Genomic DNA, 14,331 nt, shown 5'->3' with positions numbered 1-14,331 from the left:
TGTGTTGATTGTTTTGCGAGGCGTATTGCGGCGCGCCTCGTGAACATCCATCAACTGCGAGCGATCACCGAAAATGTCGTATGAAGACTTGATCAGGCAGACCGAGGCGCGACGCCCTGCCGCGTGGGAATTGCTCGGCGTCGGAGGCGTCTCCTATGATCAGACGCGCGATCGCGTCATGATCGAATGGCATGCCGAGCCGCGGCACTGCCATTCTACGGAAGGACATCCCAAGGGCGGTATCGTGCAGGGTGGCATTGTCACGGGCTGGCTCGATGCGGCCATGGCGACCGCGAGCCTGCTGCGCGGCGAATACCTGATTACAGTCGCGAGCCTCGAGATCAAGGTCGCATTCCTGCTGCCCGCGCACCCGGGCCTGTATCGCGCTTACGGCAAGGTCGTCCGGCAAGGACGGAGCGTCGGCTTCCTGGAGGCCGAGCTGCGCGACGCCAACGACGTGCTGATCGCCACAGCAAGCTCGACGGCCGCCCTGCGTCCCAAGACTCCCGCCGGAAGCAGCCCGGCGTGATTCCTTCGCGGCCTCCGGCTCTCAGAAGCCGTAGAGCCGGGCCGGATTGTCGATCAGGATCTTCCTGCGAACGGCCTCGTCAGGCACGCAACGCCCAAATAGATCCATCAGCACGGACTCCTTCGGGACCGCATCGTCGGCGTGCCCGACATGCGGCCAGTCGCTGCCCCAGACCAGCCGATCGGGGTTGGCGGCGACCAGCGCTTTCATGAAGTCCTCGGTGTCCTTGTACGGGCTGCCGATGCGAGTGTTGCGGTCCGCACCGGACAGTTTGCACCAATAGCGGCCGCTCTTGAGGCCGCGGTCGCAGAACCACTGGTAGCCGCTGTAGTTGACGGTCTTGTCCGCCATGGTGCGGCCCTGATGGTCGATGACGAAGTCGAGCGGCAGCTTTTCGATCTCCGGCGCGAGCTGCTGCAGGTCGCCGGTCTCGATCCAGAGCTGTGCATGCCAGCCTCGCTCGGCAATGCGCGGCGCCAACGCCTTCAGGTCGTCCAGGTTCATGCCGCCGCCCGACAACACGGGCTTGCCGTCCTGATACAGGAGATTGATGCGCACGCCCTTGAAGCCGGCATCAGTCAATTCGTCCAGCCGCTTGTCGGTGACGTGCTGATCGAGGATCGCGACCGCGCGCAGCTTGTCCGGAAAGCGCTTCAGGGCTTCGAGCGTGACCTCATTGTCCGAGCCGGCATTGCCGGCATGGACGATGACGCCGCGTGAAATGCCGATCGACTTCCACACGTCGAACAGCATCTCGACCGGGAATTCCTGCTTCGGAGCAAATTTTCCAGAATAGTCGACGGGGAAACGATCGAATGGCCCATAGATGTGGACGTGGCAATCGCAACTCCCGTCTGGGAATTTTTCGAGCTTTTCCGTCATGGCGCTCTCACTTGCCGGTGAAATTTGCGGATCGCCGTTCCGCCGTGGACTTGACGCCTTCCCGGAAATCATCCGTCGCGCGCAGGCGGTTCTGCTCGGTCAGTTCATGATCCGTCGCCGTCTTGACGCGGTCCGCAAGCCCGGCACGCATGGTCGCTCGGGTCGACAGCAGGCCGAGCGGCGCGCATTCGGCAATCTCCTGCGCGAGCGACATGGCGGCCGCGCGGACCTTATCCTGAGGGACCAAGACGCTCGCCAATCCCATCGCCAGCGCCTGTTCCCCGGTGACGCGCCGGCTGGTGTAGAACATCAGCTCGGCGTTGGACTTGCCGATGGCCTCCGGCAGGGTGACGGTCAGTCCGAAGCCGGGATGGAAGCCGAGACGGGTGAAGTTCGCGGCGAACCGGGCCTCGGGACAGGTCACGCGGAAATCCGCCGACATCGCGAGGCCAAAGCCGCCGCCGATTGCGGCGCCCTGCACTGCTGCGACGATCGGCTTCTTGTTCCGGAAGATGCGCACGGCCTCAATATAGAGGTGGCCGCTGTCCCGCTGGTCGCCATTGGCCGGCGCGTCCCGGGCCGGCGTATTGAAATCCGCTCCGGCGCAGAACGCCTTGCCCTGCGCGGCAAGGACGACGGACCGGATTTCGGCGTTCGCGTCGATCTTGTCGAGTGCGTCGGCGATGTCGCGGATGAGCTGGAGATCGAAATAATTCAGCGGCGGCCGCTGGATCTCGATCATTGCAACGTGGCCTTGCGAAGTAACTGCGATATCAGTGCTCATATGGCGTCAGATTCCTTTTGTCCTAATCAGCGAAGTCCAAGTCCGCGCGCGATGATGCCCCGCAGGACTTCCGTCGTGCCGCCCTGGATCGTCAGCTTCGGTGCGATCTTGAGCTCGAAGTCGAGCTTGTTGCGGAATACATCCTCTTCGTCGTCCTCGAGGTCGAGCAGCGAAGCGAGTTCGCGCACCCGATGCGGCAGGCCCTGCTCCCAGACTGTGCCAAGGTCCTTAACGATCGCGGCCTCGACGACGGGCTCTCGGCCTGCTTCGAGCATCCCCGCCACCGAGACGGACATGCGGCGCAAAGTGTGCAGCTGCGCGACCAGCCGCCCGATACCGACGGTCACTCGGACATCCGGCTTCGCACCCGCCGCATTGGTGAGCGCGAGCAGCGCGTCGTAAGTCTCGAGAAACCGTTCCGGCCCGGATCGCTCGTAAGCCAGCTCGCTTGTAGCCTGCTTCCAGGCACCATCGACCTCGCCGATGACATGATCATCCGGAATGAAGGCGTCCTGGAACACGACCTCGTTGAAGTCGCGCTGGCCGCTCATCTGGCCGATGGGCCGGCAGGTGATGCCGGGCGTCTTCATGTCGACCAGAAACGAGGTCAGGCCATGTCGCCGATTCTCCTTGGTCGAACCCGAGGTCCGGAACAGGCCGATCATATAGTCCGCAAGGTGCGCGCTGCTGGTCCAGACTTTCGTACCGTTGATCAGCCAGCCGCCGTCCGTCTTGGTCGCCTTCGTGCTCGCTGCGAACAGGTCCGAGCCCGAGTTCGGCTCGCTCATGCCGATGCAGAAGAAAAGCTCGCCGCGGATGATCCGGGGCAGCACGTCTTGCTTGATCTTTTCATGGGCGTAACGAATGAGAGTTGGGCCGCTCTGCCGGTCCGCGACGAAGAAGCGCCGCACGGGAGCATTGGCGATCCGCATTTCCTCGGTCACGACATAGCGCTCGAGGAAGCTGCGCTCCTGACCGCCATATTTCTTGGGCCAAGTCATTCCGATCCAGCCTTTCGCACCGACACGACGGGAGAACTCATCCGCGTTCTTGTCGCCGACCTCCGGCCTGTCAGGATCGAACGTGCCGGCGGCGATCTCGCTCTCCAGAAACGCCCGGACCTCCTTGCGCAGTTCCTGGCAACGAGCTGGCAGGCGCATGGCGTCGAAATGGATGAGGGACATCGCGGCTCCTTTCAGCGAGAGGCCAGCAGGGGCCAGAGTTCCCGGGGACCTCTGGCCGCAATGAGCTCGCCGAGCTTGAGGCTCCAGAACGTTTCGTCACCAAACTCATCCCGCCACGACAGCAGACGGAGCGTGAACCGGTGCAGGATATGCTCGTCGGTGAAGCCGATCGCGCCGTGCACCTGATGGGCAATGCCGGTCCCGACCTCAGCGGCCTCGCTGCAGCGAATCTTGGCCGCAGCAACCTCCAGCAGCGCGGCGGCGTCATCGAAGCCGGTGTTGGCGATCGTATCGGCAGCGGACGCCGCAGCGGACGCTGCCGCAGCGACCTCGCCGCCGAGCCGCGCGAGACTGTGCTGGATCGCCTGGAATTTTGAGATCGGCTTCTCGAACGCGACACGCTGCTGCGAATAAAGAACCGAGAGTTCGAGAATTCTGTCCAGAGCGCCGGCAATCTGCTGCGCTCGCGCCGCTGCGCCCATCAGCAGGAGAACGTCCTTCTCCTGTGTTCCCGCCTCCTCCAAGCGTGCACTGTGAACCGGCAGAACGTTCGCGAGCTCCACGGTGTCGCGCGCGTCCCGCGCGAGGCTCTTGCCGGGCTTCAGCTTGCAATCGGCGGTTCGGACCAGAGCGACCAACGGTCCCTGGTCCCCAGTCGCCAGCACGGCGAGATGCTCGACATCGCTGGCAAAGGGCACCATGCGGGCCCGGCCGTTGACGCGGCCAGCCTTGTCGAGCGTGAGATGATCCTTCGGCCGTACCGGCGCCACCGTCATCGGGCCGCCCGGCGCAGTCAGGCCCGCGCGGTCGAGCAGCCATCCGGCCAGAAGCGTTTCCGCGAGGGGCACTGCCAAGGCCGCGCGGCCGGCCTCGCGAATGATGCCGAAGCCATCGGCGAGCGACGCGCCAGCACCGCCGCCGGTCTCGGAGGCCCAGGCGAGGTCCAGTCCGATTTCCTGAAGCGACAACCAGAGCGGCGCCTTCCAGGCGTCGTCGCGCTGCTGCACGATGGTCTGCGGATCGGCCAGATCCGCCAGGACACGCGCGGCGGTTTCGACGACGAGGGTTTCAGAAGCTGACATCGTCATTCTCTCGTTAGGTGGATGGAGGGCGTGGCCCGATCACGCCCTCGGTTCGCAGCGCGAAGATCTCAGGATCCGACATCTCGAGCATCGATGACAGTACCTCGTCGGTGTTCGCCCCCAATCTGGCTGAGACCGCGGCAGGCAATCTGTCGGCGCCGTGGATGCGGATCGGGCTGTCCGGGATCACGATCCGCCCGAACTGCGGATGCTCGATCCATTCGAGCATGCCGCGCGCATGCATGTGCCGGTCGTTGCAGACCTCTTCGAGGTCGCGTACCGGCGCGGACGGCACTTTGAATTTCGCCAGCGCCGCGCAGGCCTCCTCGCGGGTGATCTTCGAGCTCCAGTCCGCGATCAGCTGGTCGGTTTCGTCCATGTTGCGGACTCGCGCAACCTTGTCCCGGAAACGCGGATCATCAGCGAGCTCGGTCCGCCCGATGGCTTGCAGCAGGGCGGACCAATGCTTGTCGTTGGTCGCGATGATCGCGATGTAGCCGTCGCTTGCCGGATAGACATTATAGGGCGCAGCGGAGAGCCCGCCGTGGCGATTGCCGGTTCGGGGCGGCGCCCGGCCGATGTCGTACATGTAGGCAAGGTTGGAGGCGAGAGCAGGAAACACGGCCTCCTGCATAGCGACTTCCACGAGACGGCCGACGCCCGTGATCTGCCGCTCGTACAACGCCGTCATCACGCCGGCATAGAGGTGAATTCCGCTCATGAAATCGACCAGGGCCGGGCCGGCCTTGACGGGCGGACTATCTGGAAAGCCGGTGACGCTCATCAAGCCTGACACGGCCTGAACGGTCACGTCCATGGCCAGATTGTCCTTATCCGGACCCGAGAGTCCGTAACCGGATCCAGATGCGTAGACCAGTCGGGGATTGAGCTCGTGCAGCACGGACCAGCCGATGTCCAGACGATCCATCACTCCCGGTGCGTAGTTTTCCAGGAGGACATCCGCGCCCTTGACCAGGCCCTTGACGATCTCCTTCCCCTTCGCGGATTTCAGATCGAGCGTAATGCACTTCTTATGGCCGTTTAGCATCGCAAACGGCGCGCCTGAGCCGCGGCTGACGCTGTCGCGCTGACGAACGGGCTCACCGGCCAGCGGTTCGATCTTGATCACCTTGGCGCCGGCCTTGGCCATCAGGTAGGTCGCGTACGGCCCTTGGTAAACCTGGCCGAAATCGATGACCGTGAGGCCATCGAGTGGAAGATTGCGTCGACCCTGCATGTGTCTGTCTCAAATCCCTTGCAACGAGCTGACTGCGCTAAGCGCCGAGATAGGCTTCCTGGATGTCGGGGGCATCAGCGATTTCGCCGGCCGTTCCTTCGCGCACGATCGAGCCCACCCTGAGCACATAGGCCCGGTCGGCAATCTTGAGCGCCGCACGCATGTTCTGCTCGACCAAAAGCGCCGAGAGGCCTTTGGTCCGCAGCGCTCCGATCGCGCCGAGCACGAATTTTGAGAAGAACGGCGACAGCCCGAGTGACGGCTCGTCGAACAGAATCAGCCGGGGCCGCGCCATCAAGCCGCGGCCGATCGCCAGCATCTGCTGCTCACCGCCGCTGAGATTTCCGGCGGCTTGACGGAAGCGCTCACGCAGGCGCGGAAACATGTTCAAGACGTCCTCGACTGAGAACATCGGGCCGCTGCCGAACGCGTCGACGATCTTCAGGTTCGCTTCGACAGTCATCGACGGAAATATCTCGCGTCCCTCGGGGACGTGGCTGATGCCCGCGCGGCTGAGCGTCCAGGGCTTGCATCCGTCGATGCGCTTCTCTGCGAACTCGATGCGGCCCGCCGCGATCGGCAGCACGCCGGAGATCGCGTTCAACAGCGTGGTCTTGCCCGCACCGTTGGCGCCGAGAATCGCAACGATCTCGCCGTGCTTGACGGAGAGCGAGACGCCGCGGAGCGCAACGACCTTGCCGTAAGCCGCCGAGACGCCATTGACCGTCAGCAGCGTGCCATCACTCGTCATCGTCAGCCCCCAGATAAGCGGTCACGACTTCCGGATGGCTGAGAACGTGATGCGGCGCGTCAACCACAACAGGCTTGCCGTCCACGACGACAAGCGCGCGGCCACAGAGTTGCCGGATCACGGCCATGTCGTGCTCCACGATCAGGATCGTCCGCCCCGGCGCAATGGCACGAATCAGCGCGATGAAGTCGGCAGTCTCGCGGCCGTTCATGCCGGCTGCCGGCTCATCGAGAAACATGATTTTCGGATCGGACATCAATGCGATACCGACAGCGAGCCGGCGCTGCACGCCATAGGCCAGCACGCCCGCCTTTCGGTGCCGCTCTCCGTCAAGGCCGATGAGCGTGAGCACCTCCTCGGCGCGCGTTTGGAAGGCCTGTTGATCCCCGGCAAAGGTCTTGCTGCCGAAGATTCGGCCCAGAACGCCGTGGTGGAAGCTCGTATGGCGCCCGAAGAGAAGATTTTCGAGCACTGTGCTTTCGGCAAACACAGCGGTCCTCTGGAAGGTCCGGGCGACACCCGAACGCGCGATGTGGTGCGGCGGCACCCCCGCAATCTCGTTGCCCATAATGCGGATTGATCCGGTTGTTGGGACGGTGATTCCGCAGAGGATATCGAACAGCGTCGACTTACCCGCGCCATTCGGACCGATGATGCCAAAAATCTCGCCTTCCTGAACGTCGAGGCTGACGCCGTTCAGGGCCGTCACGCCTCCGTACCGCTTGACGATATCCCGGGCCGAGACGGCCGGACGCTCAGCGGCTGCGATCGTCATCTGTCTTCCCTCCGAACCGATCCCGCAGGGCGACGCCCAGTTGATGCAGACCGCCTGGGGCAAACATCATGATCAGAATGATGATCGACGAGAACACCAGGATCCGTATGTTCGGATCGAGGTTCATCGCCTGCGGAATCAACGTGAACATTGCTGCACCGATGACGGGACCGACCACGAGCTGAGCGCCCCCCAGCAGCACCATCAAGAGTCCGTCCACAGTGTTTGCAACACTGAACACCTCGGGTGTCACGATCTGGGTGTAGGGAACGGCCAGCGCGCCGGCCAGCGCGGCGAACGGCGCGCTCAGCATGAATGCCTTCAGTCGGACACGCGCGACATCGACGCCCACGGAGCGGGCGAGATGGCGATTTTGGCGCACGCTGTCCATCGCGGCGCCAAAGGGAGATCGGCGCAGGGCTACGAGGAACAGGATAGCGAGCAGAAGAATGGTGGCCGTGACCGCAAAGTAGGTCTGCGGATCCGACAATTGAAGTGGACCGATCTCGATCGGCGGGAAACCGAACAGGCCGAGCGGACCCCCGGTGACCTCCTCGAGATTCGTCGCTGCGACCATCGCGACGCCGGTAAGGCCCCAGGAGACGATCGAGAAATATGCACCGGTCAAGCGCAGCGTAATGACGCCGATGATCGCGGCCAGCACTACGGACAAGATGAGCGCGATGAACACCGAGACTTGGAAAGGCAGCCCCAGTTTGCCCATGCCGATCGCCGCGCCATAAGCCCCGACACCGAAGAACAAGCATTGGCCGAGCGGGACTTCGCCGACACCGCCGAGGATGATGTTGATGCTCAAGGCAAATAGGGCGAACGCGCAGGTATAGCCTGCCAGAGTTACCACAAACGGGTCGCTGAAGGTGTAAGCGAAGACGGCGATGACAATGAGCGCGCAGGCGACGGAGGAGGCCTCCCGCGCGGTGCGTCCAGACATTTTCCTGTCCGAGACACCGACCTGCTTGCTGTCGATCATGGTGCCAAAGTCCTGGGTCGCCATACTAGTGCCGATGCTGCTGGAGTTGACCAAGCAGTCCCTGTGGACGGAATAACAGCGTTGCGATGACAAGCGCCCAGCCCAATGCGGGCGTCCAAGAGACCGAGACATAAGTTTCGAACAGCGCGTTGGCGACACCGATCAGGAGCGCTCCCAGCATCGCGCCGGGAATACTGCCCATGCCGCCCAGGATGACGACGGTAAATCCAACGATCAGGGCGCTGTATCCCATGGTCGGATAGATCGTCGTGATCGGCGCCAGCAGCGCACCGGCAAGACCCGCCGCGGCGACGCCGAGCACAAAGGCAAGCGCGCGTATCCAGGGCACGTCAATCCCGGAGTAAAGCGCGCCGCGCGCGTTCTGGGCAACTGCGACGACCTGCTGACCCTTGATGCTCAGGCGAAGCCAGAGGCCGAGGGCACCGAGCACGAGCATCGAGCAAACGAAGATGAAAGCGCGCTGCGAAGTGACGAACATCCCGAAAAATCGCATCGTGCTCTGCCCTAGAGGCGACGGCACGGGAAGCGGATCCGGCCCGAAGATCAGGATCAGTCCGGCCACCGCCGCTTGACCGAGCGCGAAGGTCACGATCAGCGAGCCGTGATGCGAGTCTCCGTAGAGGCTGCGCCTGATGACAATCCACTCGGTCAGCGCTCCGATGATCACGACGATCAGTACGGACAGCGGAACAGCGGCCAAATAGCTCAGGCCTTGCGACGTCAGGAGATAACAGGCGTAGCCGCCCATGGCGAAGAACGCGCCATGGGCAAAGTTTGCGATGCCCACGATTCCAAAGATCAGCGTCAGGCCGACGGCAATGACGGCATAGCCGGCGCCGAGCACCAATCCGTTGACCAGGGTTTGAGCCAAAAGTTCCAAAGCCGACGCGCCTTCTACTTTGATCTGCGGTCGATCTTCAGTTCGAGCTGACGCGCTCGAGCTGAACGACAGCCCCGTTCTCGACTCGCTGAATGTAGAAGTACGGCGCGCGCGCCCTGCCCTTTTCGTCGAACTTCAGCAGGCCACGCGGGCTCTGCCAGGCACCTTCGCGAATGACCTTCGATATCCTGTCGTAGTCGCTATCGGTGCCGGCCTTGTCCATCGCGGACGCAATCAGATTGATCGCTTCGAAAATCACCAATTCGCCTTTGCCCGGGACACTGTTGAACTTCTTCTGGTAATTCTCGACGAATTCTTTGCCGTCTGGCCCCGGGTCGGACGCCATGAAGATCTCACCCGTGATGACGCCATTCATCGCGCCTTCCGAAGGCTTGATCATGCCCGGCGTCACCACGCCCGGCGACATTACCTCGATCTTGAAGCCGCCGATCTGTCGCACCTGTTTCCAGAGTTGGGCTGCACGCGCCGGATAGGCATCGGCGACGTAAATCATGTCGGGATTGCTCGCCTTGATCTTGGTGAGGATAGACGTGAAGTCGTTGGTCTCGGCGTCGTAGGTCGACGTGCTGACCAGTTCGATGCCGGCTGACTTGAGGCTTTCCTTGAGCTTCTCCAGAACGGTCTTGTTAAACTCGGAATTCTCGCCCATGTAGGCGACCGTCTTGGGCTTCAAGGTCTTCACAATGTAGGCGTTGAAGGCTTCCGAATTCAACGATACCGTGTTGTTGATCTGAAACAGCCATGGGCTTCCCTGATCGGTGATGGCGTCAGCCTGCGCGCCCGCGTTAACCTGCAGGATCCGCTTCTTTGTGACAGAGGACTCAGCAAGCACGACCGAGCTATTCGTTCCGCCCGTGATCGCCTTCACTCGCCCAACGGACATCAGCTTCTGCACCGCTGCAACTCCGCCTTGAGGAGTGCCCTTTTCGTCTTCGAAGACTAATTCGAGCTTCCGGCCGCTGAGAATGCCGCCGCGCTGATTGATGAGTTCGGCTGCGTATTCGGCGCCGCGCTGCAGCTCTTGGCCGTAAGTCGCTGCTGCGCCGCTCAGCGGCAGCGCTAGACCGATCTTTACCGGGTCGGCAGCCATCGCGCTGGGCGCGTAAGCGAGTTGCAAAGTGGTGGCCACAACGGTCCCTGCCGAAAGCAGCACCTTTATACGATCCGCAAGCTTCATCGTTCCTCCCTTATGATTTTCTGCCGGACGCGCTACGACGCCCCGGCGGCTTCCTTGAATGCAGGTCGGCTCAGAGGTTCGAGCTCAATTCAGATTGCGCTGAAAGAGATCGAACAAGCGTTCCCAATGCCGCTCGGTGCTGGCCTTGTGGTAGAGGCGCCGGGTCGGAAACGCGAAGCCGTGCTCGGCTTCCGGATAGTATTCCATCCGGCCTTTGATGCCGGCCGTCTTGATCGCCTGTGACACCTGCTCGAGCATCTCGGGCGGCGCGTAGTGATCATGCTCGGCCAGCGCAAAGTAGATCTCGCCCTTGATCTTGTCGGTGACGAGATGTGCGGAGTCCGGCTGGTCGGTGACGAGACGCGCGCCGTAGACGGACGCACCGGCGGCCATGCGATCGGGAAACACGCCCATCGCGCGATAGACGTAGCGGCCACTCATGCAATAGCCGACGCATCCCGTCTTGCCCTGCCGCGCCGCCGGCTCGTTGGCGAGGAAGTCGAACATGACTTGGGTGTCATCCATCACCATGGTGTTGGTGAGGTGCCGGTTGAGCTTCCACATCAACTCCAGCTTGTCCGCGCAAGCCGGGTCCCACAGCCGGTTGGCGTCGAGATCGACGCAGCGGACCATGCGGTAATACATGTTCGGCATGATAACGTAATAGCCGACGGTGGCGAGACGCCGGCACATGTCTGACAGCTCCTCGCGGACACCGACCGAGTCCATATAGAAGATGATGACAGGGAACGGTCCTGGACGGTCCGGGTGAAACACATAGGTGTTCATCACCCCGTCCTTGGTTTTCAGATCGACGACCTTCTCCTGCACGACTCCACCCTTCTAACCGTTTTGTATCCCCGCGCGTCGAGGCGTGGAGTGGGCGGGAGAATGTGCTGGGCCGCAGCTGAAAGCCAGAGCATTACAGATATGCGTGCGTACTTACAGATATGTGAAAATCAATCTGATCGGTTGCGGGCTTATGTCGCGGATGCGCGGTCCTCCCGCGTGACGAATTTATCGATGCCTTCGCGTAGCGATCGCAGGATTTGGGTTCGTTTGGACACCAGCCGCTCGACTGGGCCGCCGACGCCGATCGCCAGGATGCGGCCGTGGCGCCGCTCCGGCAACAACATGCCGATGACGCCTGCTCCGGCCGTCACGGTGTGAAGCGAGATGACGTAGCCATCCTTGCGGATCTTGCGCAGCTTCTGCATCAGCTCCTTCAAATCGACCTTCTTCTTCCGATCCTCCTCTTCGAAATTGATGCGGCGCACGAGCTTCTCGATCATGTCATCCGAACGGGCGCTCAAGAGCATCCATCCAAGGCCCGAGCGCGCGAGGGGCCGGATCGTCCCTGGCCTGATCGAGAACTGGATTGTGCGCGGTGATGGCTGAACATGAATATATTGCATGTACAGGTCACTCTGCGTTGCGATGCTGACGGTCTCTTCCGTTTCCTTGTTAAGGTGATTGACCAGGGCCGAAATCCCCCGCTCGCCGAAGAGAGCCCCCTGCACCCAGTTCCCAAGCTGAACGATCCGCATGGTCGGCATGTAGGTCCTGGAATAGCGGTCGAAATCGACATAGCCGAGCACCACCATGCTTTTGAGAACCGCGGACGCGCTGGAGACCGGGTACCCGAAGCGCAGCGCGACCTCCTTCAGACTCAAGGGCCGCTGCACTTCATCGAAATATTCCAGGATCTCGAACAGCCGCTTGGCGGTTTTGATGACCTCTTTAGACATGCTTCCTCACTTGCTTTTTCACATAGATAGAAAAGTTTTCCCATTAGCGAAAGCCATTTCGCGGTTATCCGGCCTTTGCTAGACCACTCACCAAATGGAGCGCGCCTATGGTTTCTGCCGAGCAGATGAAGTTCGAAGTTTCCGATCGGGTTGCGACGATCACGTTCGACCGGCCGGACAAGATGAATGCGTGGACGCCGGTCATGGAGAGCGAACTCCGCCGCCTGATGACGATCGCGTGCGAGGACGGCGACGTACGTGCGATTGTGATCACCGGCGCGGGCCGCGGCTTCTGCGCGGGCGCTGACATGGTCCGCCTGTCCGATGCGTCTTCAGGAAATGCTGCTTCCGCTGCATCAGTCGTTTGCCCTGACACCGACGATGATCTTGCGCAGCGATACAGCTACCTGCTTGCCGTCCCCAAGCCAGTCATTGCAGGCATCAATGGCGCGATTGCAGGCGTCGGTCTTTGCATCGCACTCTATTGCGATCTTCGCTACATGGCCGCGGGTGCAAAGCTGACCACCTCCTTCGCCCGGCGTGGCCTGATCGCAGAGCACGGCAGCGCCTGGATGTTGCGACAGCTCATCGGACCAATGAATGCGGCAGACCTACTGCTATCGGGGCGGGTGGTTGAGGCTGCGGAGGCCGAGCGGCTCGGCCTGGTCAGGATGCTGCCAGCAGACACATTCCGCGAGACCGTGCAGCAGACGGCATCCGATTTCGCCAATCTTTGCTCACCGCGGTCCATGCGCATCATCAAGCAGCAATTGACAGCAGCTCCCCGGCAAACCCTGGCCGAAGCCACGCAACTCGCAAACACGGAAGTTGCGATCTGCCGCGAAGCAGAGGACTTCAAGGAGGGCGTCGCTCATTTCGTTGAAAAGCGAGCGCCGCGCTTCACCGGCAAGTGACCGCGCGATCAGCGCGCCTGATTTCGGAGCCCGCAGCAGAACTCCGCAAGATCATCCAGAAGTTTACGCCAGAAGACCCAGTAGGTGACCTCAATGAGTCTCTTCTGCTCTAGTCCCTTAACTGCCCTCTGCCTTAGATGCCGCTGACGTCTGGTGCTGAAGATGACGAGGTGGAAGAGAAGCTGGCCACCGGACTGGGCGAAGGGCAAATAGCCGAGTTCATCCAGCACGATGAAGTCCATCCGGGTCAGATGCTCGGCGAGCCGTACGACCGGCCTGTCGGCTCGTCGGTCTTTTCTCGATGGAAGTCTATTTGGTTCGACAACCTTGCCTAGCGAACCAGACCATCGCTCATGGAAGGCACCAAAGAGCACCATGAGCAACTCCTTAACTCGAACACCGACCCATCCGAGAGAACGCGCACAGAGGTGTCTAAATGGCTTCAAAACCCGTCTAAACGTTCACACTCCGTACTTCGTAAGTGAGACGCTAGATGCTTGACTTTGTGAGGGGATTTATGGTGGGCGCGCCAGGGCTCGAACCTGGGACCCGCTGATTAAGAGTTCAAAACCGGCGCCTCTCTACGATTTCTGAATCTGCGCTACACTACGGTGAGGTCGAAGAAGACCTTTTATTTATAGGGACTTGTCGCATAGCTTCGCAGTCCGGCGAACGCAGACCTTCAAACACCTCGGCTCGCCAAAACCGTTTGAAAACCGTTTTAACAGTTCACGTCCCCCCATGACCGATATTCGCATTGCTCTCAGCGACAAGGCTATCGCTCAGCTACCGTCTCCTGAAGATGGCTGGTATCTGGCTCGCGACACCGAGCTGAAAGGCTTCTTCGTGGTCGTGGGGAAGCGGAAAAGGACCTTCACCGTTCAAGGTGATCTTAGGCAACGAGGAAAGCGGGCCTCATCCATTAGAGTGTCTATTGGAGATGCCAGCGAGTTAACGACCCGAGCGGCCCGCTCGCTTGCCAAGGAATATCTTGCTCAAATCAGCAAGGGAAAGCACCCGAAAGCGAGGCAAGACGGAAACGCCGAACAGGGCAATACCAACCGGGATGAAGCTGTAGCGAGCGTTACCCTGAAGCAGGCTTGGCAACGCTATCTGGAAGCCCACATGATTCGAAAAGGCCGTAGCAAAAAAACGATAAGCGGCTATCGGGATCACGTCGAGCGTCTCTTTTCCGAATGGCTTGACACCCCTCTGCTCGACCTCGCGAACGATCCCGGTCGCGTCGCCGAAAAGCATGATGAGCTTTCCAAGGAGAACGGTCCCTACATGGCGAATGGCAGCATGCGGACGCTGCGGGCCATTTACAATCATGCTCGGAAGACCAATCGATCGCT

15 protein-coding genes and 1 pseudogene are annotated in these 14,331 nt (G+C 61.4%); 3 read left to right on the top strand and 13 right to left on the bottom strand.

The features are described from left to right. Positions 1 to 73 precede the first annotated feature (73 nt). On the top strand, positions 74 to 529 hold the full coding sequence (locus GA0061099_RS13585; RefSeq protein WP_074447748.1) for a PaaI family thioesterase: 456 nt from the start codon (positions 74 to 76) through the stop codon (positions 527 to 529). Between the two features lie 21 nt (positions 530 to 550). Here the strand turns inward: GA0061099_RS13585 and GA0061099_RS13580 are convergent, their stop codons facing one another. From GA0061099_RS13580 to GA0061099_RS13525, 12 genes are all read right to left on the bottom strand, one after another. Continuing rightward, positions 551 to 1,411, bottom strand: a complete 861-nt coding sequence (locus GA0061099_RS13580) for an amidohydrolase family protein (protein WP_074447747.1) — start codon at positions 1,409 to 1,411, stop codon at positions 551 to 553. Between the two features lie 7 nt (positions 1,412 to 1,418). Then, the gene (locus GA0061099_RS13575; RefSeq protein WP_074447746.1) at positions 1,419 to 2,195 is read right to left on the bottom strand and encodes an enoyl-CoA hydratase/isomerase family protein; all 777 of its coding nucleotides are present in this window, start codon (positions 2,193 to 2,195) and stop codon (positions 1,419 to 1,421) included. 26 nt (positions 2,196 to 2,221) lie between these two features. After that, on the bottom strand, positions 2,222 to 3,379 hold the full coding sequence (locus GA0061099_RS13570; protein ID WP_074447745.1) for an acyl-CoA dehydrogenase family protein: 1,158 nt from the start codon (positions 3,377 to 3,379) through the stop codon (positions 2,222 to 2,224). 11 nt (positions 3,380 to 3,390) lie between these two features. Next, the gene (locus GA0061099_RS13565) at positions 3,391 to 4,461 is read right to left on the bottom strand and encodes an acyl-CoA dehydrogenase family protein (RefSeq protein ID WP_074447914.1); all 1,071 of its coding nucleotides are present in this window, start codon (positions 4,459 to 4,461) and stop codon (positions 3,391 to 3,393) included. A 13-nt stretch (positions 4,462 to 4,474) separates the two neighbouring features. Further along, complete coding sequence (locus tag GA0061099_RS13560; protein WP_074447744.1) at positions 4,475 to 5,698, bottom strand: CaiB/BaiF CoA transferase family protein; 1,224 nt, start codon at positions 5,696 to 5,698, stop codon at positions 4,475 to 4,477. 37 nt (positions 5,699 to 5,735) lie between these two features. Beyond that, on the bottom strand, positions 5,736 to 6,449 hold the full coding sequence (locus tag GA0061099_RS13555) for an ABC transporter ATP-binding protein (RefSeq protein WP_141697594.1): 714 nt from the start codon (positions 6,447 to 6,449) through the stop codon (positions 5,736 to 5,738). Beyond that, positions 6,439 to 7,224, bottom strand: a complete 786-nt coding sequence (locus GA0061099_RS13550) for an ABC transporter ATP-binding protein (protein ID WP_074447743.1) — start codon at positions 7,222 to 7,224, stop codon at positions 6,439 to 6,441. The genes GA0061099_RS13555 and GA0061099_RS13550 overlap by 11 nt, the downstream gene beginning before the upstream one ends. After that, positions 7,205 to 8,215: a branched-chain amino acid ABC transporter permease gene (locus tag GA0061099_RS13545; RefSeq protein ID WP_244620974.1), complete on the bottom strand. Its 1,011-nt coding sequence runs from the start codon at positions 8,213 to 8,215 to the stop codon at positions 7,205 to 7,207. Before GA0061099_RS13545 ends, GA0061099_RS13550 begins: the two co-directional genes overlap by 20 nt. 25 nt (positions 8,216 to 8,240) lie before the next feature. Next, a complete protein-coding gene (locus GA0061099_RS13540; protein WP_074447741.1) occupies positions 8,241 to 9,116 on the bottom strand; it encodes a branched-chain amino acid ABC transporter permease in 876 nt (291 codons plus the stop codon). A gap of 37 nt (positions 9,117 to 9,153) precedes the next feature. Beyond that, complete coding sequence (locus tag GA0061099_RS13535) at positions 9,154 to 10,314, bottom strand: ABC transporter substrate-binding protein (RefSeq protein ID WP_074447740.1); 1,161 nt, start codon at positions 10,312 to 10,314, stop codon at positions 9,154 to 9,156. An 84-nt stretch (positions 10,315 to 10,398) separates the two neighbouring features. After that, a complete protein-coding gene (locus tag GA0061099_RS13530) occupies positions 10,399 to 11,145 on the bottom strand; it encodes a dienelactone hydrolase family protein (RefSeq protein WP_074447739.1) in 747 nt (248 codons plus the stop codon). 149 nt (positions 11,146 to 11,294) lie between these two features. Then, complete coding sequence (locus tag GA0061099_RS13525; RefSeq protein ID WP_074447738.1) at positions 11,295 to 12,062, bottom strand: IclR family transcriptional regulator; 768 nt, start codon at positions 12,060 to 12,062, stop codon at positions 11,295 to 11,297. A gap of 107 nt (positions 12,063 to 12,169) precedes the next feature. On the opposite strand from GA0061099_RS13525, the gene GA0061099_RS13520 reads away from it, so the two are divergent. Next, entirely contained in the window at positions 12,170 to 12,976 is an 807-nt protein-coding gene (locus GA0061099_RS13520; protein WP_074447737.1) for an enoyl-CoA hydratase-related protein, read from the top strand. Between the two features lie 164 nt (positions 12,977 to 13,140). On the opposite strand, the pseudogene GA0061099_RS43090 reads toward GA0061099_RS13520, so the two are convergent. Further along, a pseudogene (locus GA0061099_RS43090) lies at positions 13,141 to 13,242 on the bottom strand (ATP-binding protein); the annotation flags it as partial. 475 nt (positions 13,243 to 13,717) lie between these two features. On the opposite strand from GA0061099_RS43090, the gene GA0061099_RS13510 reads away from it, so the two are divergent. Continuing rightward, the coding region (locus GA0061099_RS13510; protein ID WP_141697592.1) for an integrase arm-type DNA-binding domain-containing protein at positions 13,718 to 14,331 on the top strand (614 nt) is incomplete at its 3' end.

It is taken from the genome of Bradyrhizobium yuanmingense (assembly GCF_900094575.1).
Taxonomy (GTDB): Bacteria; Pseudomonadota; Alphaproteobacteria; order Rhizobiales; family Xanthobacteraceae; genus Bradyrhizobium; species Bradyrhizobium yuanmingense.
The sequence above is the reverse complement of the archived record's forward strand: the minus strand, read 5'-3'. Positions and strand labels throughout refer to the sequence as shown.